General features: G+C 67.7%; 19 protein-coding genes. All 19 read right to left on the bottom strand.

Going from position 1 to position 22,451, the window contains the following annotated elements; all coding sequences use genetic code 11:
- Position 1: 1 nt before the first annotated feature.
- Positions 2 to 985 (bottom strand): D-alanine--D-alanine ligase, encoded by a 984-nt coding sequence (locus PSQ40_RS15640; protein ID WP_273952714.1) that lies wholly within the window; start codon positions 983 to 985, stop codon positions 2 to 4.
- Positions 985 to 2,415, bottom strand: a complete 1,431-nt coding sequence (murC, locus tag PSQ40_RS15635; RefSeq protein WP_273952713.1) for a UDP-N-acetylmuramate--L-alanine ligase — start codon at positions 2,413 to 2,415, stop codon at positions 985 to 987. The genes PSQ40_RS15640 and murC overlap by 1 nt, the downstream gene beginning before the upstream one ends.
- Positions 2,412 to 3,479 (bottom strand): undecaprenyldiphospho-muramoylpentapeptide beta-N-acetylglucosaminyltransferase, encoded by a 1,068-nt coding sequence (gene murG / locus PSQ40_RS15630; protein ID WP_273952712.1) that lies wholly within the window; start codon positions 3,477 to 3,479, stop codon positions 2,412 to 2,414. The genes murC and murG overlap by 4 nt, the downstream gene beginning before the upstream one ends.
- Positions 3,476 to 4,744 carry a putative lipid II flippase FtsW gene (gene ftsW / locus PSQ40_RS15625; protein ID WP_273952710.1) on the bottom strand — a complete coding sequence of 423 codons (1,269 nt, stop codon included), beginning with the start codon at positions 4,742 to 4,744 and terminating at the stop codon, positions 3,476 to 3,478. Before ftsW ends, murG begins: the two co-directional genes overlap by 4 nt.
- A complete protein-coding gene (murD, locus tag PSQ40_RS15620) occupies positions 4,741 to 6,201 on the bottom strand; it encodes a UDP-N-acetylmuramoyl-L-alanine--D-glutamate ligase (RefSeq protein ID WP_409338606.1) in 1,461 nt (486 codons plus the stop codon). The genes ftsW and murD overlap by 4 nt, the downstream gene beginning before the upstream one ends.
- A 63-nt stretch (positions 6,202 to 6,264) precedes the next feature.
- On the bottom strand, positions 6,265 to 7,443 hold the full coding sequence (mraY, locus tag PSQ40_RS15615) for a phospho-N-acetylmuramoyl-pentapeptide-transferase (RefSeq protein WP_273952708.1): 1,179 nt from the start codon (positions 7,441 to 7,443) through the stop codon (positions 6,265 to 6,267).
- A gap of 27 nt (positions 7,444 to 7,470) precedes the next feature.
- On the bottom strand, positions 7,471 to 8,913 hold the full coding sequence (locus PSQ40_RS15610) for a UDP-N-acetylmuramoyl-tripeptide--D-alanyl-D-alanine ligase (protein ID WP_273952705.1): 1,443 nt from the start codon (positions 8,911 to 8,913) through the stop codon (positions 7,471 to 7,473).
- Entirely contained in the window at positions 8,910 to 10,433 is a 1,524-nt protein-coding gene (locus PSQ40_RS15605; protein WP_273952704.1) for a UDP-N-acetylmuramoyl-L-alanyl-D-glutamate--2,6-diaminopimelate ligase, read from the bottom strand. The genes PSQ40_RS15610 and PSQ40_RS15605 overlap by 4 nt, the downstream gene beginning before the upstream one ends.
- The gene (locus tag PSQ40_RS15600) at positions 10,433 to 12,166 is read right to left on the bottom strand and encodes a peptidoglycan D,D-transpeptidase FtsI family protein (protein ID WP_273952703.1); all 1,734 of its coding nucleotides are present in this window, start codon (positions 12,164 to 12,166) and stop codon (positions 10,433 to 10,435) included. The genes PSQ40_RS15605 and PSQ40_RS15600 overlap by 1 nt, the downstream gene beginning before the upstream one ends.
- Complete coding sequence (ftsL, locus tag PSQ40_RS15595) at positions 12,163 to 12,453, bottom strand: cell division protein FtsL (protein WP_273952702.1); 291 nt, start codon at positions 12,451 to 12,453, stop codon at positions 12,163 to 12,165. The genes PSQ40_RS15600 and ftsL overlap by 4 nt, the downstream gene beginning before the upstream one ends.
- Before the next feature lie 58 nt (positions 12,454 to 12,511).
- A complete protein-coding gene (gene rsmH, locus PSQ40_RS15590) occupies positions 12,512 to 13,438 on the bottom strand; it encodes a 16S rRNA (cytosine(1402)-N(4))-methyltransferase RsmH (RefSeq protein ID WP_273952700.1) in 927 nt (308 codons plus the stop codon).
- 7 nt (positions 13,439 to 13,445) lie between these two features.
- On the bottom strand, positions 13,446 to 13,874 hold the full coding sequence (gene mraZ, locus PSQ40_RS15585) for a division/cell wall cluster transcriptional repressor MraZ (protein ID WP_273952810.1): 429 nt from the start codon (positions 13,872 to 13,874) through the stop codon (positions 13,446 to 13,448).
- Positions 13,875 to 14,124: 250 nt separating this feature from the next.
- Positions 14,125 to 15,456, bottom strand: a complete 1,332-nt coding sequence (hslU, locus tag PSQ40_RS15580) for an ATP-dependent protease ATPase subunit HslU (RefSeq protein WP_273952699.1) — start codon at positions 15,454 to 15,456, stop codon at positions 14,125 to 14,127.
- 63 nt (positions 15,457 to 15,519) lie between these two features.
- Complete coding sequence (gene hslV, locus PSQ40_RS15575) at positions 15,520 to 16,068, bottom strand: ATP-dependent protease subunit HslV (protein WP_273952698.1); 549 nt, start codon at positions 16,066 to 16,068, stop codon at positions 15,520 to 15,522.
- Between the two features lie 103 nt (positions 16,069 to 16,171).
- Entirely contained in the window at positions 16,172 to 18,067 is a 1,896-nt protein-coding gene (locus PSQ40_RS15570) for a hypothetical protein (RefSeq protein WP_273952697.1), read from the bottom strand.
- 34 nt (positions 18,068 to 18,101) lie between these two features.
- The gene (gene dksA / locus PSQ40_RS15565) at positions 18,102 to 18,923 is read right to left on the bottom strand and encodes an RNA polymerase-binding protein DksA (RefSeq protein WP_409338601.1); all 822 of its coding nucleotides are present in this window, start codon (positions 18,921 to 18,923) and stop codon (positions 18,102 to 18,104) included.
- Between the two features lie 266 nt (positions 18,924 to 19,189).
- The gene (locus tag PSQ40_RS15560; protein ID WP_273952694.1) at positions 19,190 to 20,245 is read right to left on the bottom strand and encodes a CobW family GTP-binding protein; all 1,056 of its coding nucleotides are present in this window, start codon (positions 20,243 to 20,245) and stop codon (positions 19,190 to 19,192) included.
- 156 nt (positions 20,246 to 20,401) lie between these two features.
- Positions 20,402 to 21,604 carry a class I SAM-dependent rRNA methyltransferase gene (locus PSQ40_RS15555; RefSeq protein WP_273952692.1) on the bottom strand — a complete coding sequence of 401 codons (1,203 nt, stop codon included), beginning with the start codon at positions 21,602 to 21,604 and terminating at the stop codon, positions 20,402 to 20,404.
- 79 nt (positions 21,605 to 21,683) lie between these two features.
- Positions 21,684 to 22,349 carry a signal peptidase I gene (lepB, locus tag PSQ40_RS15550; protein WP_273952691.1) on the bottom strand — a complete coding sequence of 222 codons (666 nt, stop codon included), beginning with the start codon at positions 22,347 to 22,349 and terminating at the stop codon, positions 21,684 to 21,686.
- Positions 22,350 to 22,451 lie beyond the last annotated feature (102 nt).

Genomic DNA, 22,451 nt, shown 5'->3' with positions numbered 1-22,451 from the left:
ATCAACCTTGGGCTTGCGACGCGGCGTCCGGGGCCGAGTCCAGGGTGGCGCTGGCCAGCACCTGCAGGCACAGGTCCTCATAGCTGAGGCCGGTGGCGCGGGCCGACATGGGCACCAGCGAATGGCTGGTCATGCCCGGCGAGGTGTTCATCTCGAGCAAGAAAGCCTTGCGGTCGCTGGCGCGGATCATCAGGTCGGCGCGGCCCCAGCCGCGGCAGCCCAGCGAGCGGTAGGCGGCCAGCACGATGCGCTGGATCTCGGCTTCTTCTTCGGGCGGCAGGCCGCTCGGGCACTGGTACTTCACGTCATCGGTGAAGTACTTGTTCTGGTAGTCGTAGGCGCCGTCGGGGGCAGCGATGCGGATCACCGGCATGGCGCGCGCATCGGCCCCGCTGCCCAGCACCGGGCAGGTGACTTCTTCGCCAACGATGAACTCCTCGCACAGCACATCGGGGTCGTAGCGGGCCGACAGGCTGACGGCCTCCTGCATTTCCGAATAGCCATTGACCTTGGTGACGCCAATCGACGAGCCCTCGCGCGGCGGCTTGACGATCAAGGGCAGCCCCAGGGTGTCGGGCACGGTGCGCACCACCTCGCGGCCCTGGCGGTCGGGGCTCAGGCACACATAGCGCGGCGTGGGCAGGCCGTCGGCCAACCACAGGCGCTTGGTCATGACCTTGTCCATGGCCACACTCGAGGCCATCACGCCCGAGCCGGTGTAGGGAATGCCCAGCAGTTCAAGCGCCCCCTGCACCGTGCCGTCTTCGCCATGGCGACCGTGCAAAGCGATGAAGCAGCGCGCAAAACCGGCCTGGCGCAGCTCGCTGAGGTCACGCCCAGCGGGGTCAAACGGGTGGGCATCCACGCCCTTGGACAGCAAGGCCTGCAACACGCCCTGGCCCGACATCAGCGAGACCTCGCGCTCAGCCGAGCTGCCGCCCATCAACACCGCCACCTTGCCCAGCTCAGAAACCTGGATCGCCATCAGATTTGCACTCCCTTCAACGACTGTGCTGCCGACTGCAGCAACTCCACCACCTTGGCGGGCACGGCACCGATCGAGCCGGCGCCCATGCACATCACCACATCCCCATCGCGCGCATTGCTGATGATGGCCTCGGGCAAGGCCTCGACCTGGTCGACGAACACCGGCTCGACCCGGCCCGCCACGCGCAGGGCACGCGACAGGGCGCGGCCGTCGGCGGCCACGATGGGCGCCTCGCCGGCGGCATAGACCTCAGTCAGCAGCACCGCATCGGCCTGGCCGATGACCTTGACGAAATCCTCAAAGCAGTCGCGGGTGCGGGTGTAACGGTGCGGCTGGAAGGCCAGCACCAGGCGACGGCCCGGGAAGGCCCCGCGCGCCGCGGCCAGCGTGGCAGCCATCTCGACCGGGTGGTGGCCGTAGTCGTCGATGACGGTGAACTGGCCGCCGTCGCGGGTCGGCAAGTCGCCATAGCGCTGGAAACGACGCCCCACGCCCTTGAACTGGGCCAGGCCGCGCTGCACCGCTTCGTCGGGGATGCTCAGCTCGACCGCCACGGCAATCGCCGACAGCGCATTGAGCACGTTGTGTTCGCCCGCCAGGTTCAGCACCACGGGCAGGTCCGGCAGGGTGACGCCGTTGCGGCGTTGCACCGTGAAGTGCATCTGGCCCGCCACCGCACGCACGTCCACCGCACGCACCTGGGCCTCGGGGCCGAAGCCGTAGCTGGTGATGGGGCAGTTGACCTGGGGCAGGATCTCGCGGATCGCCGGGTCGTCGGTGCACAAAATGGCCGTGCCGTAGAAAGGCATGCGGTGCAGGAAGTCCACGAAGGCCGCCTTCAGGCGGTTGAAGTCGTGGCCGTAGGTTTCCATGTGGTCGGCATCGATGTTGGTGACCACCGCCATCACCGGCAGCAAGTTCAGGAACGACGCGTCCGACTCATCGGCCTCGACCACGATGTAGTCGCCACTGCCCAGCTTGGCGTTGGCGCCCGCGCTGTTGAGGCGGCCGCCGATCACGAAGGTGGGGTCCAGACCGGCTTCGGCCAGCACGCTGGTAACCAGGCTGGTGGTGGTGGTCTTGCCGTGGGTGCCGGCGATGGCGATGCCGCGCTTGAGGCGCATCAACTCGGCCAGCATCAGCGCGCGCGGCACCACCGGGATGCGGCGCTCGCGGGCCACCAGCACCTCGGGGTTGTCGGCCTTGACCGCGGTCGAGGTGACCACGCAGTCGGCGGTCTCGACGTTGGCGGCATCGTGGCCGATGGCGGTCTTGATGCCCAGGCCTTGCAGGCGGCGCAGCGTGGCGCTGTCCGACAGGTCGGAACCCGAGATCGTGTAGCCCAGGTTGAACAGCACCTCAGCGATGCCGCTCATGCCGGCGCCGCCCAGCCCGACGAAGTGGATGTGGCGAATGGCGTGTTTCATCGGGCCAGCTCCTCGCAGGCGCGCACCACTTCGGTCGTGGCTTCAATTTTTTGCATCTTCTTGGCTTGCAAAGCCCGCGCCAGCAGGTCGGCGCGGGTGGTTTTCAGGATCAGCTCGGCCAGCGGGCCGGGCTTGAGTTCGGTTTGCGGCATCAGCCAGCCGCCCTGCTGGTCGACCAGGAAGCGGGCGTTGGCGGTCTGGTGGTCGTCCACCGCAAAGGGAAATGGCACGTACACCGCGGCGGCGCCGACAGCGGCGATCTCGGTCACGGTGCTGGCACCGGCGCGGCAAATGATCAGGTCGGCCTCGGCGAACGCCGTGGCGGTGTCGTCGATGAAGGGGGTCAGCTCGGCCTCGACGCCCGCGGCGCGGTAAGCCTCGCGCAGGGCATCGATCTGCTTGGCACCGCTTTGGTGGCGCACCCGCGGCCGTTGCTCGGGCGGGATCAAGGCCAGCGCTTGCGGCACGGTGTCGTTGAGCGCCTTGGCGCCCAGGCTGCCCCCCACCACCAGCACGTGCAGCGGACCCTGCCGGTGGGCAAATCGCTCGGCCGGGCCAGGCTGCGAAGTGAAGCCCGCCCGCAGCGGGTTGCCGACCCAGCGGCCCTTGGCGAACACGCCCGGGAAGGCGGTGAAGACCCGGTCGGCCACCCCGGCCAACACCTTGTTGGCCATGCCCGCGACCGAGTTCTGCTCGTGCAGCACCAGCGGCTTGCCCGACAGCACGGCCATCATGCCGGCCGGGAAGGTGATGTAGCCCCCCAGGCCCACCACCACGTCGGGCTGCACCCGGCGCACCACCTGCAGGCTTTGCCAGAAGGCCTTGAGCAGGCGCAGCGGCAACAGGGCCAGCGTCAACAGGCCTTTGCCACGCACGCCCGAGAAATCCACCACCTCGAAGGCGAAGCCGCGCGGCGGCACGATCTGGCTCTCCATGCTGTTGGGGCCCCCCAGCCAGTGCACGCGCCAGCCGCGCTCGCGCAGCGCCTCGGCCACGGCCAGACCCGGGAAGATGTGGCCACCGGTGCCACCGGCCATGATCAAGGCTGTCTTTTGACCGCTCATACCCGGCCCCCCCGCATCAGCACCTTGTTCTCGTAATCGATGCGCAACACCACGGCAATGGTCACCAGGTTCATCAGCACCGCCGATCCGCCATAGCTCATCAAGGGCAAGGTCAGGCCCTTGGTGGGCAGCGCGCCCAGGTTCACGCCCATGTTGATGAAGGCCTGGAACCCCATCCAGATGCCCACGCCCTGGGCCACCAGGCCGGGGAAGACGCGGTCCAGCGCAATGGCCTGGCGGCCGATGTGCATCATGCGGCGCGTCATCCACAGGAACAGGCCGATCACCAGCAGCACGCCGATCAAGCCGAACTCCTCGCCGATCACGGCGAGCAAGAAGTCGGTGTGGGCTTCGGGCAGCCAGTGCAGCTTCTCCACGCTGCCGCCCAGGCCCACGCCAAAAATCTCGCCGCGCCCAATGGCGATCAGCGAGTGCGACAACTGGTAGCCCTTGCCCAGCGCGTTGTGTTCGCTCCAGGGGTCGAGGTAGGCAAAGATCCGTTCGCGGCGCCACGGCGAGGCAGCAATCATCATGCTGAAGGCCGCCACCAGCACCGCGGCGATCAGGAAGAACATGCGGGCGTTGACGCCGCCCAGGAACAAAATGCCCATCGCGATCACGGCGATCACCATGAAGGCGCCCATGTCGGGCTCGGCCAGCAGCAGCGCCCCCACCAGGCCCACCGCCACGCCCATCGGCAGCACGGCGCGGAAGAAGCGTTCTTTGACCTCCATCTTGCGCACCATGTAGTCGGCGGCGTACAGCAGCACCGCGAACTTGGCCAGCTCCGAGGGCTGGAAGCTCAGGGGCCCCAGGGCGATCCAGCGCCGCGCGCCGTACACCACCTTGCCCACATGCGGGATCAGCACCGCGATCAGCAGCACCAGCGACACGATGAACAGCCACGGTGCCGCCTTCTCCCACACCTTCATGGGCACCTGGAACGCGAGCAAGGCGGCCACAAAGCCCATCACCAGCCACAGCGCGTGACGCGACAGAAAGTAGGTGTGGGTGTAGTTGGCAAAGCGCGGGTTGTCGGGCATGGCCACCGAGGCCGAATACACCATCACCAGGCCCCAGGCCAGCAAGGCCACGGTGACCCAGACCAGCGCCTGGTCCACGCCCAGCATGCTGGCGCGCGGCGGTGCCCCCCGGCCCTCGTCGGCCGACCAGGTGCGGATCGGCAAGACCTCGACCGCGGCCTTGGAGACGCCGCTGAACCAGCCCGAAAGCCGTCCTGACCAAGGTCCTGTTGCCTGGCTCATGCCAAGCCCCCTTCCAGCGAGGTGCCCGCCTCGTCGGCCAACTGCTGCACGGCTTCGCAAAAAACGCGCGCGCGGTGCTCGTAGTTGTCAAACATGTCCAGGCTGGCACAGGCCGGCGACATCAGCACGGCGTCACCGGCTTGCGCCAGGGTGGCGGCCTGCTGCACCGCCTCGGGCAAGGTGGCCACGGTGTGCAGGGGCACGCCGGTGCCCGCCAGGGCCTGGGCAATCAGGGGCGCGTCACGGCCGATCAGCAACACGCTGCGCACGTAGCGCGCCACGGGGTCGGCCAAGGGCGAGAAGTCCTGGCCCTTGCCGTCGCCCCCCAGGATGACGACGATGCGGCGGTCCGCGCCCAGGCCTTGCAGCGCGGCCACGGTCGCGCCCACATTGGTGCCTTTGCTGTCGTCGAAGTACTCGATGTCCTGGATCAGTGCCACCGGCTCGACCCGGTGCGGCTCACCGGCGTACTCGCGCAGGCCGTAGAGCATCGGGGCGATGGTGCAGCCCGCCGCCTGGGCCAGCGCCAGGGCGGCCAGCGCGTTGGTGGCGTTGTGGCGGCCACGGATGCGCAGCGCATCCGCCGGGATCAGGCGCTGGATGTGCAGCTCCTCGGACTCGTCCTTGCGGCGCTTGCGGGTCTCATCGGCCTCCAGGGCGCGCACCAACCAGGCCATGCCGTTGACCACTTCGATGCCGAAGTCGCTGGGCCGCGTCGGCAGGCTGGCCCCAAAAGTGATGTGCTCGCGCACCACCGGCTTTTGCAGCTTGGCGCGCTGCGGCGCGGGCAACATGGCCATCACGGTGGCGTCGTCGCGGTTCAGCACCAGCAGGGTCTGGCTGCCAAAAATGCGGGCCTTGGCCTCGGCGTAGGCGGCCAGGCTGCCGTGCCAGTCCAGGTGGTCCTGAGTCACATTGAGCACGGTGGCGGCCGTGGGCTCGAAGCCCGTGACGCCGTCGAGCTGGAAGCTCGACAGTTCCAACACCCAGACCTCGGGCAGGCTGTCGGCGTCCAGGTGCTGCTGCAGGGTGTCGAGCAGGGTCGGACCGATGTTGCCAGCCACTGCCACGGTCTTGCCGGCGCGCTCAACCAGTTGCCCGGTCAGCGAAGTCACGGTGGTCTTGCCATTGGTGCCGGTGATGGCCAGCACCTTGGGCTGGTAGGCCTGCGCCTCGCGCAGTTCACCCAAGGCGTGGTTGAACAGGCTCAGTTCGCCGCCCGTCCACAGGCCCACCGCACGCGCCGCATCGAACACCGGCGCCACGGTGGCGGGCGACAGTCCCGGCGAGCGGAACACGGCCCGCACGTCGGTGCCCTCGACCAGGCTGGCACTGAAAGGGCCACCGACAAAGCCGACCTCGGGCCACTCGGCCCGCAGCGTGGCCAGTTGCGGCGGCTGTTCGCGGCTGTCGGCCACGGTGACGCGCGCGCCCTGACGCGCGCACCAGCGCGCCATGGCCAGGCCCGAGGCGCCCAGGCCGAGGATCAGAATGTGCAGGTCTTGCAAGCGGCTCACGGCTTACCTCAGCTTCAGGGTCGTCAGGCCCAGCAGGCACAGCAGCATGGTGATGATCCAGAAGCGGACCACGACCTGGGTCTCTTTCCAGCCGCTTTTCTCGAAGTGGTGGTGCAGCGGCGCCATCTTGAGCAGGCGCCGGCCCTCGCCGTACTTGCGCTTGGTGTACTTGAACCAGCTCACTTGCAGCATCACCGACAGGGCTTCCACCACGAAGATGCCGCCCATGATGGCCAGCACCACTTCCTGGCGCACGATGATGGCGATGGTGCCCAGTGCACCGCCCAGCGCCAGCGCGCCGACGTCCCCCATGAAGACCTGCGCCGGGTGGGTGTTGAACCACAAGAAGGCCAGCCCCGCGCCCGCCATGGCCGAGCAGAAGATCAGCAACTCGCCCGAACCCGGGATGTGCGGGAACAGCAGGTACTTGCTGTAGACCGCGCTGCCCGTGACGTAGGCGAACACGCCCAGCGACGAACCCACCATCACCACCGGCATGATGGCCAGGCCATCGAGGCCGTCGGTCAGGTTGACCGCGTTGCTCGAACCGACGATGACCAGGTAGGTCAGGATCACAAAGCCGAACACGCCCAGCGGGTAGCTGACTTCCTTGAAGAAGGGCAGCAGCAGGCCCGCCTTGGGCGGCAGGTCGACGTCAAAGCCCGAACGCACCCAGGTGATGAACAGCTCGAGCACCTTGAGGTTGGAGCTCTCCGAGATGCTGAACACCAGGTAAAGCGCGGCCAGCAGGCCGATGATCGACTGCCAGAAATACTTCTCGCGCGAGCGCATGCCCTCGGGGTCCTTGTTGACCACCTTGCGCCAGTCGTCGACCCAGCCAATGGCCCCAAAGCCCAGCGTGACCAGCAGCACGATCCAGACGAAGCGGTTGCTCAGGTCGGCCCACAGCAGGGTCGAGATGGCAATCGACAGCAGGATCAGCACGCCGCCCATGGTGGGCGTGCCGCTCTTGCTGAGGTGGGACTCCATCGCATAGCCGCGGATCGGCTGGCCGATCTTCAGCGCGCGCAGGCGCCGGATCACCGCCGGGCCGGCCAACAGGCCAATCAACAAGGCGGTGGTGGCGCCCATCACGGCGCGGAAGGTCAGGTACTGGAACACCCGGAAAAAACCGAATTCGGGCGACAGCGTCTGCAACCATTGGGCAAGACTCAGCAGCATGGTTGCTTCTCCTCAAAACTGAATGAATCAGGCGCGGGGCGCATGGGCCACCTCCTCCTGAACGGACGCCTGCGCAGCGGCATCGATGGCCCCGGTGACGCGCTCCATCTTCATGAAGCGCGAGCCCTTGACCAGCACCGACGCGGCGTGGGACAGGCTTTGCAGCACCGCGTCCTGCAAAGCCGGGTAATCGGCAAAGTGGCGACCCGCGGCCCCGAAGGCCTGCACGGCTTCGACGCTCTGTTCGCCCAGGGCAAACAGCTGATCGATGCCACGTTCGCGGGCATAGGCACCGGCCTCGGCATGGAAGGCCGGGCCTTGGTTGCCCACCTCGCCCATGTCGCCCAGCACCAGCAGGCGCGGCGCGGGCAAGGCCGCCAGCACGTCGATGGCCGCGCGCACCGAGTCGGGGTTGGCGTTGTAGGTGTCGTCGACCACCGTGATCGGGCGGGTCGCACCGGCGCTCGACCAGTTGGCCACCCAGGCGCGCGAGCGGCCCTTGACGGGGCTGAAATCGGCCAGCCCTTGCTCGATGGCGGCCACCGGCACCCCGGCGGCCAAGGCGCAGGCCAGCACCGCGAGCGAGTTGCGCACGTTGTGCAAACCAGCCACCTGCAAGCGGTAGTTCAGCAGGCCTTGCGGGCTTTGCGCCTGCACCGACCAGGCGGCACCGGCCCAGCTCGCCGACACCAGGCTGACCTCGGCGGCGACAGCTGGCGTGCTCGAAAAGCGCAGGCAGCGGGCGGGACCGGCGAGACCGGTCCAGAGCTCGGCGTACGGCTCGTCGGCCGGGAACACCGCCACGCCTTGGGCGCCCAGACCGACCAGCACCTGGCCGTTTTCTTGCGCCACTGCGTCGACCGTGCCCATGAACTCCTGGTGCTCGCGCTGGGCGTTGTTGACCAGCGCCACGGTGGGCTGGGCCAGGCGGCGCAGGTAGTCGATTTCGCCCGGGTGGTTCATGCCCAGTTCGACCACCGCGGCCTGGTGTGCGGGGCGCAGGCGCAGCAGCGTCAGCGGCACGCCGATGTCGTTGTTGAAGTTGCCCTCGGTGGCCAGGCCGGCGTCACCCCAGTGGGCGCGCAACACCGAGGCCAGCATCTGGGTGCAGGTGGTCTTGCCATTGCTGCCGGTGACCGCGATCAGCGGGCCGGTGAAGCGCTGGCGCCAGGCGGCCGACAACTGGCCCAGGGCCAGGCGGCTGTCAGCCACCTGCACACCGGCCAGACCGGCCGCGGCCGGGTCGCGCTCGGCCAGCGCCGCGCTGGCCCCTGCGGCCGCGGCCTGGGGCAGCAGCTCGTTGGCATCGAAGCGCTCGCCGCGCAGGGCCACGAACAGGTCGCCACGCTGCAGGCTGCGGGTGTCGGTGGCCACGCGCAGCAGCGGCGTGGCGGGGTCCCCCGCGAGCCGGCTGCCCGGCAGGGCGGCGGCCACCTCGGCCAGGGTCATCAGGTGTTGGGGGCTGCTCATGCACGCCCTCCCTTCAGGCGCAGGGCCTCGTCAATGGTGGCGTGATCGGAAAAAGGATGGCGCACGCCCGCCGTCTCCTGGTAGGCCTCATGGCCCTTGCCCGCGACCAGCACCACATCCCGGGCGGTGGCCTGGGCCAGCACCTCGTGGATGGCGGCAGCCCGGTCGGCCTGCACCTGCACGCAGTCGCGGTGGCTCAGGCCCAGCAGGATCTGGCTGATGATGTGTTCGGGCTTCTCAAAGCGCGGGTTGTCGCTGGTGACCATCACCCAGTCGGCTTCCTTCTCGGCCACCGCGGCCATCATCGGTCGCTTGCTGGCGTCGCGGTCGCCCCCACAGCCGAACACGCAGCACAGGCGGCCGCCGCGCTCGGTGGCGATGGGGCGCAGCGCGCGCAGGGCCTTCTCCAGGGCGTCCGGGGTGTGGGCGTAATCGACCACCACCAGCGGCAGGCCGTCGCCGCCCTGGCAGTCCATGCGGCCGGGCACCGGCAGCAGGTGCTGGCAAACGGCCACAGCCTCGGCCAGCGGGACACCCAAGCTGCGCAGCGTGGCGATCACGCCCAGCAGGTTGCTGACGTTGTAATGCCCCAGCAGCGCGGTGTCGAGCGGCAGGCTTTGCCCGCCCTCTTGCACCGTGAAGCTCAGGCCACGGGCGCCATGGCGGATGTCGCGCGCGTTGACGCGTGCACCGCCTTGCAGCGACACGGTCCAGCAGTCCAGGCGCTGGGCCAGTGACTGGGCTAGTTCGGCCCCACGCTCGTCGTCCACGTTGAGCACGGCGCTTTGCAGGCCAGGCCAGTCGAACAGCGCGGCCTTGGCAGCCCAGTAGGCGTCCATGCTGCCGTGGTAGTCGAGGTGGTCCTGGGTGAAGTTGGTGAACACTGCCACGCGCACGCGGGAGCCGTCCAGGCGGTGCTCGGCGACGCCAATCGACGAGGCTTCGAGCGCGCAGGCGCTCAGGCCCTGCTCGACAAAGCGGCGCAGCTGGCTTTGCAGCAGCACCGGGTCGGGGGTGGTCATGCCGGTGCCCGCCAACTGGGCCAGCGGGTCGGCCCCGCCCTGCTCGGGCCGGGGCACCTGACCAGTGCCGAGGGTGCCCACCATGGCGCAGGGGCGGCGCAGCGCGTCGGGCAAAGCCGACAGGGCCTGGGCCAGCCACCAGGCGGTGGACGTCTTGCCATTGGTGCCGGTGATGGCCAGCACATCGATCTCGTGCGAGGGCTGGCCCCACCACAGCGCAGCCAGCGGGCCGGTGGCGGCCTTGAGGCCGGGGTAGCAGGCCACGGGGGCATCGGCGGGCCAGTCGGCCAGCGCTTCGACGCCGTCGCGCTCGACCAGGCAGGCCACCGCGCCCTGGGCCAGGGCCGCGCGCACAAAGCGGCGCCCATCGGTGGCTGCGCCCGGCCAGGCGATGAAGGCCTGGCCCGCCTGCACCTGGCGGCTGTCCACGCGCAGCGTGGTGGCGCCGTGGGCACGCAGCCATTGCAGGGCTTGTTCGGGGCTGTGAAGGACCTGCATCAGAAGGACTCCTCCACGGCCTGGGCCACCACCAGCGGCTTGACCGACAGGTCGGGCTGCACGCCCATCATGCGCAGGGTCTGTTGCACCACTTCGCTGAACACCGGCGCCGCGACCAGCCCCCCGTAGTACTGACCGGCACTGGGTTCGTCCACCATCACACCGACGATGATGCGCGGCTTGTCGATGGGGGCCATGCCGGTGAACCACGAGCGGTATTTGTTGCTCGCGTAGCCTTTGCCGACCTGCTTGTGGGCGGTGCCCGACTTGCCGCCGACCGAGTAGCCCACCGTCTGAGCCTTGGGGGCGGTGCCGCCAGGGCCGGCGGCCATCTGCAGCATCTTGCGCACCGCGGCGGCGGTCTGGGGCGAGAACACCTTGACCCCGGTGGCGCGCGCGTCGCTCTTGAGCATGGTGGCGGGAATGATCTCGCCGTCGTCGGTGAAGGCGGTGTAGGAATGCACCATCTGGAACAGCGAGGCCGACAGGCCATAGCCGTAGGACATGGTGGCCTGCTCGATCGGGCGCCAGGTTTTGTAGGGGCGCAGGCGACCGGTCACCGCGCCCGGGAACGCGATGTGGGGCTTCTGGCCAAAGCCCAGCGCGGTGAAGGTGTCCCACATCTCGTGCGGCGACATGCGCTGAGCGATCTTGGCGGCGCCGATGTTGCTGGACTTCTGGATCACCTGCTCCACCGTCAACATGCCGTTGGCGTGGGTGTCGGTGATGGTGGCGCCCGTGATGGTGTAGCGGCCCGGGCCGGTGTCGATCATGCTCATGGGCGTGATGCGACCCGCCTCCATGGCCATGGCCACGGTGATGGGTTTCATCGTCGAACCGGGCTCGAAGGTGTCGGTCAGCGCGCGGTTGCGCAGCTGCTCACCCGTCAGGTTCTGGCGCTTGTCGGGCACATAGCTGGGGTAGTTGGCCAGGGCCAGGATCTCGCCCGTGACCGAGTCCAGCACCACCACACTGCCGGCCTTGGCCTTGTTGGCGGTCACCGCGTCGCGCAGCTTCTGGTAGGCAAAGAACTGCACCTTGCTGTCGATGCTCAGGCGGATGTCCCGTCCGTCGACCGGCGGCACCTGCTCGCCCACGTCTTCGACCACGCGCCCCAGGCGGTCCTTGATGACGCGGCGCGACCCGGGCTTGCCGCCCAGGTCCTTGTTGAAGGCCAGTTCAATGCCTTCCTGGCCTTGGTCTTCGACGTTGGTGAACCCCACCACGTGGGCCGCGCTTTCGCCCTCGGGGTACTGGCGCTTGTATTCCTTGCGCTGGTAGAAGCCCTTGATGCCCAGGGCGGCCACCTGGCGCGCGATCGGTTCGTCGAGCTGGCGCTTGATCCAGACAAAGGTCTTGTCCTCGTCTTCCAGCTTCTTGTTCAGCTCGGCCAGCGGCATGTCGATCAGCTTGGCCAGTTGGCGCAGCTTGACCGGGTCGCGGTCCACGTCCTCGGGGATGGCCCACAGGCTGGGGGCAGGCACGCTGGACGCGAGGATCAGGCCATTGCGGTCCAGGATGCGGCCACGGTTGGCCGGCAGCTCCAGGGTGCGCGCAAACCGCACCTCCCCCTGGCGCTGGAAGAAGGCATTGCCCACCACCTGGATGTAGGCCGCACGCGCCGCCAGGCCGATGAAGGCCAGCGCCACCACCGCGACGATGAACTTGCTGCGCCAGACCGGTGTCTTGCTGGCCAGCAGCGGGCTGGAGGTGTAGAGGACGCTGCGGCTCATGGCTGGCTGCCCTCGACCGTGTCGCCCTTGTACTGCACGTACTGCGTGATGGCCGGCGTGGCCGTGCGCATCTGCAACTGGTTGCGCGCCAGCTTGTCGATGCGCAGCGGCGTGGCCTGGGCCCGCTTCTCAACCTGCAGGCGGTCGTGTTCGACCTCGATCTTGCGGGCCTCCGCCTGCGCCCGGTCCAGCGCCATGAACAGGCGACGCGACTCGTACTGGCTGTGCACCAGGTAGAGCGCGCTGAGCACAATGGCCACCAGCAGGACGAGGTTGAGGCGAATCACGGCCCGCACCCTTTCTGGGTGCGCGCACCTGTCCAGCCTGCCAACAGAACCCAACCGCTCATGCGGCCTCCGTGCGAAGGGCCACCCGCATGATGGCGCTGCGCGAACGCGGGTTGCGCGCCACCTCGTCCGCGCTGGGACGGATGCGCTCCAGGGCGTCCAGTTTCATGGCTTGCGGGGCGGCAAACGGGGCACGGCGGTCAAAGACCTCCTTGCTGTGCTTGGCGATGAACTGCTTGACGATGCGGTCCTCCAGCGAGTGGAAGCTGATCACCGCCAGCCGCCCGCCGGGCGCCAGCACGGCCAGACTGGCCTCTAGCGCCTGTTGCAGCTCTTCAAGCTCGGCGTTGATGAAAATCCGAAGAGCCTGAAATGTGCGCGTTGCAGGGTTCTGGCCCGGCTCGCGGGTTTTGACCGTGCCAGCCACGAGCTCGGCCAGCTCGGCGGTGGTTGAAATTGGGCCCCGTTCCTGTCGGCGAGCCACAATCGCCTTTGCAATCGGAAAAGCAAACCGTTCTTCGCCGTAGTCACGTATCACCTCCGAAATTTGTTGAAGTTCCGCCGTGGCCAGCCACTCGGCCACGCTCTCGCCGCGCGTGGTGTCCATGCGCATGTCGAGGGGGCCGTCAAAACGGAAACTGAACCCGCGCTGCGGGTTGTCGATCTGCGGCGAGCTCACGCCCAGATCCATCAGCAGACCCTGCACGCTGCCCGCGGGCAGTTCGCCCAGGTGGCGAAAACCTTCGTGCCGAATGGAAAAACGCGCATCGGTGATGCGCGCAGCTTCTTGAATGGCGTCCGGGTCTTTGTCGAACGCGATCAAGCGGTCCTGCGGCCGCAAGCGCGATAGCAGGAGCCGCGAGTGGCCGCCGCGCCCGAAGGTGGCGTCCACCCAGGTGGCCGGGCCGTCGGGCAGCGCGCCGCCCAACAAAGCGTCAACCGCCTCGTCGAGCAAGACTGTGGTGTGTTGCAAAGGGATGTCCAAAGGGGCCTCAGAAAGAAAAATCCTTGAAGACCTCGGGCATGTCGCCTTGCATGGCCTTGGCTTCCTGCTCGTCGTAGGTCGCCTTGTCCCAGAGCTCGAAGTGGTTGCCCATGCCCAGCAGCATGGTGTCCTTGCTGATGCCAGCGGCCTGGCGCAGCTCCGGCGACACCAGCACGCGGCCGGTGCCGTCCATCTCCACGTCCATGGCGTTGCCCAGGAAGATCCGCTTCCACCACTGAGCCGACATCGGCAGCTCGGCAATGCGCTCACGGAACTTCTCCCACTCGGGGCGCGGGAACACCATCAGGCAGCCATGGGGGTGCTTGGTGATGGTCAGTTGCCCGCCAGCGGTCGCGCTCAGGACGTCACGGTGCCGGGTCGGCACAGACAGCCGACCCTTCGCATCCAGACTCAGAGACGAAGCCCCTTGAAACACGACAGCACACCCCAGGTTGATTTCCAGTGCGTCGGTGGCAAAAACCCCTCGCGAGGGCACTTTTCACCACTTAATTGCACTTTTTTCCACTGTAGCAGGAAATGCCGCGGCCGCAAGGTGTCTTGCCGGGATTTTTTCAATGAAATCAACGACTTAGAGCTGCAACCGAAAGTCGGAGAGGGCTGAAAATCGTTGTGAATTAAGCACTTAGCTCCATCACTGAAAGTGATCTATGAAGCTCAGGTGAACGTCACAGGATGTAACGCGACCAGTCCTCGTCCTGGCTCAGTTCGCCCAGGCGCGCATCGACAAAGGCGGCGTCGATGACGATGGTCTGGCCCTGGCGCTCGGTGGCTTCGAAGCTGACTTCGTCGAGCAAACGCTCCATCACCGTGGCCAGACGGCGGGCCCCGATGTTCTCGGTGCGCTCGTTGACGTCGTAGGCGGTCTTGGCGAGTCGGGTGATGCCGTCGGGGGTGAACTCGAGCGTCACGCCCTCGGTGGCCAGCAAGGCCTGGTACTGCTTGACCAGGGACGCCTGGGTCTGCACCAGGATGGCCTCGAAGTCCTGCACCGACAGCGCCTGCAACTCGACGCGGATCGGGAAGCGGCCCTGCAACTCGGGGATCAGGTCGCTGGGCTTGCTCAGGTGGAAGGCCCCCGACGCGATGAACAGGATGTGGTCGGTCTTGATGACGCCGTACTTGGTCGACACCGAGGTGCCCTCGACCAGCGGCAGCAGGTCGCGCTGCACGCCCTGGCGCGAGACCTCGGCCCCACTGCCCTGGCTGCGCGAGGTGACCTTGTCGATCTCGTCGATGAAGACGATGCCGTTTTGCTCGGCATTGCTCAGCGCCTGGCTGCGGATCTCTTCCTCGTTGACCAGCTTGGCCGCTTCTTCGTCGACCAGCAGGCGCAGCGCCTCGCCGATCGGCAGCTTGCGGGTCTTGCGCTTGCCGACGCCGATCTGGCTGAACATGCCGCGCAGTTGCTCGGTCATTTCTTCCATGCCGGCCGGGCCCATGATCTCGAGCGGCTGCTTGGTGTCGGCGAGGTCGATCTCGATCTCGCGGTCGTTGAGCTGGCCTTCGCGCAGCTTCTTGCGGAAGGCCTGGCGCGCCGGGCCTTCGGGCGCGGGCTCGGCGGTTTCGCCAAACACCGGGCGCGCCGGCGGGATCAGGATGTCCAGGATGCGGTCTTCGGCCGCGTCCTCGGCGCGGCTGCGCATCTGGCGCACCGCCGCTTCGCGGGTCTGCTTGACCGCCACCTCGGCCAGGTCACGGATGATCGAATCCACGTCCTTGCCGACATAGCCCACCTCGGTGAACTTGGTCGCCTCGACCTTGATGAAAGGCGCATCGGCCAAGCGGGCCAGGCGGCGCGCGATCTCGGTCTTGCCCACGCCGGTGGGGCCAATCATCAGGATGTTCTTCGGGGTGATCTCGGGGCGCAGGCTGGCTTCCACCTGCTGGCGGCGCCAGCGGTTGCGCAGGGCAATGGCCACGGCACGCTTGGCGCCGGACTGGCCAACGATGTGGCCATCAAGTTCAGAGACGATTTGCTGGGGGGTCAAGGAAGACATGGGACGGGTCCTGCTGAGCACCCGCGCCGCCACCCTGCAGGGGACTGCGCGGGGCTGGGGAAATCAATCGAGGGTCTCGATGGTGTGGTTCATGTTGGTGTAGATGCACAGCTCGCCGGCAATGCCCAGCGACTTGCGCACCACCTGCTCGGGCGACAGATCGGTGTTGTCGAGCAGTGCCTTGGCGGCCGAGTGTGCATACGCCCCGCCCGAACCGATGGCCACGATGCCTTGTTCGGGCTCGAGCACGTCCCCGTTGCCGGTGATGATCAGCGAGGCCTCGCGGTCGGCCACCGCCAGCATGGCCTCCAGGCGGCGCAGCACGCGGTCGGTGCGCCAGTCCTTGGTCAACTCGATGGCGGCCCGCACCAGGTGGCCCTGGTGCTTTTCGAGCTTGGCCTCGAAGCGCTCAAACAGGGTGAACGCGTCGGCCGTGGCGCCCGCGAAGCCGGCCAGCACGCGGCCGTGGTGCAGCTTGCGCACCTTGCGGGCGGTGCCTTTGACAACGATGTTGCCCAGGGTCACCTGCCCATCGCCACCGATGGCGACTTGCACGCCGGTCGGGGTCTGGCGACGCACGCTGAGGATGGTGGTTCCGTGAAATTGTTCCATAGTGATCGGTGATGTGGGGGCGGGCTGGGCGTTTGCAATGCCCCATTGAGGCGGCAGGCACCGCCCCGTCACCTGAGCCCGCCCGGAAGACGCAGGCCCTGTTTCAGTCTTGCCGCGGGATCACCCGGGCATGCTCGTTGATGCCGATGACGTTGAAGAACACCGCCACCAGCCGTTGCAGCTGACGGAACTGCACCTGGGTGCCCTCGGCTTGGCGCGCCGCGGCCCAGTTGAGCACCGACCCCGCGGCCGCGAAATCAATCCGCACCAGGCGCGCGCAGTCAACCACCAGCACCTTGGGGATGCGGTAGCCCGGCAGCGGCACCGGCAAGGACCCGCCAACGTCGCCGGTGATGGTGCCGCTGAGGTCGACCACCGTGGCCCGCTGACCGCCCATTTCAGAGTCGGGCGCGGGCAGGTCCAGCGCCAGCGCGGTGGTGGCGAACTCGGTGTGGTAACGCGAGGGCTGGGTGGAGGGCCCCTCGGCCCGCAATACCGCGGGCAGCAGGCCCTCGCCATCGCCCGTCAGCACCCGGCATTCGCAGTAAGGCGCCTGCCAGGACGGCGGCGACAGCTCGTAGGTGATGCAGTAGTCCAGCGCCACCAGTTCGAACTCTTCGGCGCGCCCCATCAGGCGCAGCGACTCCATGCGCAGCTGCCACCAGGCCTGGGGCACCTCGGGCTCGCCCGAGCGCGTGTGGGCCCGCAGCAGGTCGTCCAGAAAGGCCATGCCCTGCCAGCGCAGGCGGACCCGCGACTGGGCCCAGTCGGCCAGCAGGTCGGCCAGCGGCTGCACGGCCTCGTCTTCGATGGCGCTCAGGCGCGACCAATCCAGCTGCCAAGGCGCTGGCGCCTTGGTCAAGGCCACCTTCAAGGCGGCGACCGATTGCGAGCCCAGCACCGAGGGCGCGCTCCACTGGTAGCCCGGGGCCTCGCTGAGGCCGTCGTCCCAGGCGCTGCCCACGGGGCTGCGGCGCTGGGTGGCATCGGCCCCCGGGAAGCTCACCCACAGGGGACCCGAACGCCCGAAGCGGCTGGCAAAGTCAATCGACGCATTGTCAAAGCGCTCCACCTGGCCCGTCGCCCGGTAGAGGTCGAACAAGGCCATCCACAGCGGCTCCTGATAGGCCAGACCGGGCTGTTTGAGCAGGTCCTGCACGGCCGACTCGGCGCCCTCCTGGTCGCCATTGGCGAAACGGATCGCGGCTTCTTCGAGCTCGGGGGCATGGACGTAGGGCGGAGCGCTCTGACCCAGCCACTGCGAGGCGGAAAAGTCCGACACCGCGCTGGCCGGCAAGGTGCTCTGGATCTGGGTCGGGGCAAAGTTCGTGGTGCGGCCACCGTCGCCCGCGGGGCCCAGGTCCCAGTCGGCCAGTAGCGGCGCGGTGGGCACGGTGGGGACACTGGCGGGCCCCGTCATGCCCCTGAGCATCGAACTGGACACGGTGGAGCCCGGCTGGCTGGGCAAGGCGTCGCGCGACGCGCCAAAGGGCACTGACGCCGGCGGCAGGGAGGCCGGGGCCGTGGCCGTGGCCGGCACGGTGGCCGGGATCGTGTCGAGCCCGTTCGGACGGGTCGGGGCAAACGCGTTCTTGTGGGCGGCGGCCAGGGCGGCCGAAGTGCCCGGCGGCGGCTGGCCCTGCTTGGAGCGCCACCATTGCATGGACATCTGGGCTTCGATCTCGTCGATCTTCTTCAGCGTGCCCGCACGGTCGTCGGTGCGCGAGGCCAGGCTGCTCTGGAAGAAAGAGGGCCGGGCCTGCGGGTCCTCGGGCGGGTTCATGGCCTCGCGCTTGCGCAGCTTGCGCAGCTGATCGAACTCGCGCCGGCGCACAAAGTCGTTGCGCCGCTTGCGCTCAATCATCTCCTTGAGCGCTTGCTTGTTGTAGTGGCTGTCCCGGTCTTCCTCGCCCTGATCGAGGTCCCCCCAGTTGGTGGTCGGGTTCGTGACGAACCTGACCACCTTGGACAGCAGGCCAGAGGGGTCTTCTTTGGTCATGACATCAGGGCAATGAGACCGGCAGCGGGACGGATCAGTCCCCGAACATCTTCTGCTTGAGTTCGCGGCGCTGCTGGGCCTCGAGCGACAGCGTGGCGGTCGGGCGGGCCAGCAGGCGGCCCACGCCGATGGGTTCGCCGGTTTCGTCGCAGTAGCCGTAGTCGCCAGCGTCGATGCGGGCGATCGACTGCTCGATCTTCTTGAGCAGCTTGCGCTCGCGGTCACGGGTGCGCAGTTCGAGGGCGTGTTCTTCCTCGATGGTGGCGCGGTCGGCCGGGTCCGGCACCACGACGGTGTCTTCGCGCAGGTGCTCGGTGGTCTCACCGGCGTTGTTGAGCATGTCCTGCTTGAGGCGGCTCAGCTTGAGGCGGAAAAACGCCGTCTGCTTCTCGTTCATGTACTCGCTGTCAGGCATGGCGAGCACTTCCTCATCCGTCATCTGGTCCACGGTCTTGGTTTTCCAGTTGTTGGCCAGTTTCGGGTCTTTCTTGATCGCCGAAAGCGCGGGCGAAACGTTCATTGTCGTAGGCATGGTGTGTAGAAAGCTGGCTTTGGCGGCAGTAGACGCCACGGCAGGAGCCGTGGACATGGATGGTACGGTTAATTGCGTCAGTCTGGAAGAAGGGCGCGTGCTGCGCTCTATTCCGGATGACACCGCCACCGGGGGGGCCGAAGGGGCCGAAGCGGCGGACGACGGGGGGGATTTCGCAGCGGCGGGAGGAGTCGGAGCAGCCACCTTGGCCTGCGCTTTCACCGCTGCAACGGGCTTCACCGTCGCACTCGCGGGCTGGGCAGCCGCGGTTTTCTTGACCGCAGCCACGGGCGCCGCTTGGGATTTGCTGGCAGGGGCTTTCAAAGATTGTCTCCTCGCATGAAAGGCGGGATCGCTTGGAACCGGCGAACCGGCTGGCATGCACCGGTGACGCGCACCGGGCTTTTGCCGGGGCGCGATTGTATAGGCTCCAACCCCTGCACCGGCAACCGTTGCAGAATCGAGACATTCATGTGTCGCCCACCCCCTGCGAAAAACCGCAAGTCTAGGGCTTTTGCCTGCCGCAGCAAGGCCTGAGGCGTCAAATTTTGATAAAAAACGACGCTCAGGTCAGGCCTGGGTGAGGGGCCTCAAACCAGGCACTGCTCCAGGCCCTGCAGGAAGATGTCGCGCGGCAGGTCGATGCCGATGAACACCATCTTGCTGATGCGCGCCTCGTCGGGGCCCCATTGCGGGCCCAGGTCGCTGCCCATGAGCTGGTGCACGCCCTGGAAGATCACCTTGCGCTCGGTGCCCTGCATGTGCAGCACGCCCTTGTAGCGCAGCATGCGCGGGCCGTAGATGTTGACGATGGCGCCCAGGAAGTCTTCAAGCTTGGCCGGGTCGAAGGGCCGCTCCGACTTGTAGGCAAAGCTCTTCACATCGTCGTCATGGTGGTGGTGGTGGCCATGGCCACCGTGCTGGTGCGAGGGGTGGTCGCAGTGCTCGCCGTGGGCATGGTCATGGTCGTGGTGGTGGTCGTGCTCGTCTTCCTTGAGGAAGTCAGGGTCGATGTCGAGCTTGGCATTGAGGTTGAAGCCGCGCAAGTCGAACACCTCCTTGAGCGGCACCTCGCCGAAATGCACCGCCTTTTGCGGCGCACGCGGGTTCATGTGGGCCAGGCGGTGCTGCAGCGCCTCGACCTCGGCGGCCGGCACCAGGTCGGTCTTGCTGATGAAGATCTGGTCAGCAAAGCCCACCTGACGGCGCGCTTCCTGGCGGTCGTTGAGCTGCTGGGCCGCGTGCTTGGCGTCCACCAGGGTCAGGATGGAGTCGAGCAGGTAGGTCTCGGCGATCTCTTCGTCCATGAAGAAGGTCTGGGCCACCGGGCCCGGATCGGCCAGGCCGGTGGTTTCGATCACGATGCGCTCGAAGTCAATCAGGCCCTTGCGGCGCTTGGCGGCCAGCAATTGCAGGGTTTCGCGCAGGTCCTCACGGATGGTGCAGCAGATGCAGCCATTGCTCATCTGGATGATCTGCTCTTCGGTGTTGCTGACCAGGATGTCGTTGTCGATGTTTTCTTCGCCGAACTCGTTCTCGATCACCGCGATCTTTTGACCATGCGCCTCGGTCAGCACGCGCTTGAGCAGGGTGGTTTTACCGGAACCAAGGAAGCCGGTGAGGATGGTGACGGGGATCAGGGCCATGGCAAGACTTTCGAACAGATTCAGGACGGCGCCAGCGGCGCGCGCAAGGGGCCCAGGCGGCAAAGCGGCGCCCGGGCTGGCACAAGTTGAGGAGTTTATCGGGGCTTTTCAAGCCCCGCCCGGCGCGGGGCGATGGCCCCAGGTCGGCGCCCAGGCTCAGCGGCGCACCACCACGAGGCCCTTGAGGTACTCGCCCTCGGGGAAATGGATGGTCATTGGGTGGTCGGGCGCACCGGCCAGGCGCTCGGTGATGTAGCCATCAACCCCTGCGTCGATGCCCGCCGAGGCCACGATCTTGTGGAACAGGTCGGCGCTGATGCCGCCCGAGCACGAGTAGGTGAACAACACGCCGCCCGGCGCGAGCAGCTTGAAGGCCAGGCGGTTGATGTCCTTGTAGGCGCGCGCGGCGCGCTCGGCGTGGGCCGCGGTGGGGGCGAACTTCGGCGGGTCGAGGATGATGGCGTCAAAGCTGCGTCCCTCGGCGCCAAAGCGGCGCAGCGAGGCGTTGACATCGGCGTCCAGGAAATCAGCGCGCGAGGCGTCAAAGCCATTGAGTGCGACATGGGCGCGGGCGCGCTCCAGGGCCGGCGCCGACGAGTCGATCGAGGTCACATGGCCCGCGCCGCCCGCCAGGGCCGCGACGGTGAAGCCCCCGGTGTAGCAATAGCAGTTCAGCACGGTGCCGAACCGGCGCTGCCGGGTGACCTCGGCAAAGCGCTGGCGACTGTCACGTTGGTCGAGGTAGAAGCCGGTCTTGTGGCCCTCGGCCACATCGAGCGTGAGCTGCCAGTCGTGCTCGCGCAGCGTGATGCCGGTCGGCGCGGGCTGGCCATCGGCCAGGGTGCCGCCACGCAGCCAGCCGGTGGATTCGGGCAGGCCTTCAAGGCTGCGCGAGCTGGCGTCGGAGCGCTCGTAGAGCTTGCTCAGCCCGGTCTCGCGCAGCAGCGCGTCGGCCAGCACATCCTTCCAACGCTCCATGCCGGCGCTGCCAAACTGGGCCACCAGGGTGTCGTCGTAGCGGTCCACCACCAGGCCTGGCAGGCCATCGGACTCGCCATGCACCAGGCGGATGCCGTTGCTGCGCACGTCGAACCAATCGCGCGCGGCGATCGAGCGCTTCACGGCCGCGGCCATGAAGGCCGCGTCAATGCGCTGCGACTCGTCGAAGCTCCAGACCCGGGCCTTGATCTTGGAGGCCGGGCTGAACGCGGCCCAGGCCAGGAAGCGGCCGTCGGACGCCTCCACCCGCACGGTCTCCCCCGGGTCGCCACCGCCCTTGGCAATGGCCGAGTCAAAAATCCAGGGGTGGCGTCGCAGCAGGGAGCGCTCTTTGCCTTCGCGCAGTCGAATCGTTTTCATGGGGCGGAATTGTCGGTCTTTTTGCGGCCGCGCCCCGTCTGCCCATCACAAGCCTGTCCGTCGGCGCGCGTGCACGGCCTCAAAGCGACTGGCCAAAGCGCCCCCAACGCGGCCACCAGGCGCCCAGGATGTCGGCCGACACCAGCACCGCCTTGGCCTGACCGATCAGGCGTTCACGCGGCACCAGGCCGATGTAGCGCGAGTCGGCACTGTTGTCGCGGTTGTCGCCCAGCACCAGGTACTGCCCGGGCGGCACGGTCAGCGGGCCAAAGCTGGAGCGCGCCGCCACGCCAGCCAGCCACTGCACGCGGCGCTGGTGGCCGTGCAGGGTCTCGGTCACGCGGGTGGCCGGGCGTTCCAGGCCGGGCTGGAGGGTTTCCAGCAGCGACTCCGGGGCCTCGTAGCGGGCCACCTCGCCGTTGATGACCAGGTGCTCATCGCGCATTTCGACCACGTCACCGGGCACCGCCACCAGGCGTTTGATCAGGCGGGTACCGTCTTGCGGCGAGCTGAAGGTGACCACATCGCCGCGCCGGGGGTCGCCCAGCCTGGCCAGCACCACATCGGTCAGCGGCAGCTTGAGGTCGTAGGCGACGCGGCTGACCAGCACCACATCGCCCTCCAGCACCGTGGGCCGCATCGACCCCGAGGGGATCGGGTTCCAGTCGGCGATCGCGGTGCGGAACAGGACGAAGCCCAGCAACAGCAGCAAAAACGAGCGGTTGGTGCGAATCCAGTGCAGCACAGGGGTGTCCTTGTCGGGTCCGGCCCGCCACCGCGGTGGGCCTGGGATGAACGGCAGTATGCGACGACTTGGCGGCCTCAGCGCCCCCGGCCGCGGGGGCTT

It is taken from the genome of Curvibacter cyanobacteriorum (assembly GCF_028649475.1).
GTDB classification, from domain to species: domain Bacteria; phylum Pseudomonadota; class Gammaproteobacteria; order Burkholderiales; family Burkholderiaceae_C; genus Curvibacter; species Curvibacter cyanobacteriorum.
This window is presented reverse-complemented; position numbering and strand designations above follow the sequence as displayed.

Excerpts from the sequence above, each read along its gene's own strand:
- PSQ40_RS15640 (WP_273952714.1), bottom strand. The coding sequence starts at position 985 with ATGGCGATCCAGGTTTCTGAGCTGGGCAAGGTGGCGGTGTTGATGGGC.
- murC (WP_273952713.1), bottom strand. The coding sequence starts at position 2,415 with ATGAAACACGCCATTCGCCACATCCACTTCGTCGGGCTGGGCGGCGCC.
- murG (WP_273952712.1), bottom strand. The coding sequence starts at position 3,479 with ATGAGCGGTCAAAAGACAGCCTTGATCATGGCCGGTGGCACCGGTGGC.
- ftsW (WP_273952710.1), bottom strand. The coding sequence starts at position 4,744 with ATGAGCCAGGCAACAGGACCTTGGTCAGGACGGCTTTCGGGCTGGTTC.
- murD (WP_409338606.1), bottom strand. The coding sequence starts at position 6,201 with ATGGCGCGCTGGTGCGCGCGTCAGGGCGCGCGCGTCACCGTGGCCGAC.
- mraY (WP_273952708.1), bottom strand. The coding sequence starts at position 7,443 with ATGCTGCTGAGTCTTGCCCAATGGTTGCAGACGCTGTCGCCCGAATTC.
- PSQ40_RS15610 (WP_273952705.1), bottom strand. The coding sequence starts at position 8,913 with ATGAGCAGCCCCCAACACCTGATGACCCTGGCCGAGGTGGCCGCCGCC.
- PSQ40_RS15605 (WP_273952704.1), bottom strand. The coding sequence starts at position 10,433 with ATGCAGGTCCTTCACAGCCCCGAACAAGCCCTGCAATGGCTGCGTGCC.
- PSQ40_RS15600 (WP_273952703.1), bottom strand. The coding sequence starts at position 12,166 with ATGAGCCGCAGCGTCCTCTACACCTCCAGCCCGCTGCTGGCCAGCAAG.
- hslU (WP_273952699.1), bottom strand. The coding sequence starts at position 15,456 with ATGTCTTCCTTGACCCCCCAGCAAATCGTCTCTGAACTTGATGGCCAC.
- hslV (WP_273952698.1), bottom strand. The coding sequence starts at position 16,068 with ATGGAACAATTTCACGGAACCACCATCCTCAGCGTGCGTCGCCAGACC.
- PSQ40_RS15570 (WP_273952697.1), bottom strand. The coding sequence starts at position 18,067 with ATGACCAAAGAAGACCCCTCTGGCCTGCTGTCCAAGGTGGTCAGGTTC.
- PSQ40_RS15560 (WP_273952694.1), bottom strand. The coding sequence starts at position 20,245 with ATGGCCCTGATCCCCGTCACCATCCTCACCGGCTTCCTTGGTTCCGGT.
- PSQ40_RS15555 (WP_273952692.1), bottom strand. The coding sequence starts at position 21,604 with ATGAAAACGATTCGACTGCGCGAAGGCAAAGAGCGCTCCCTGCTGCGA.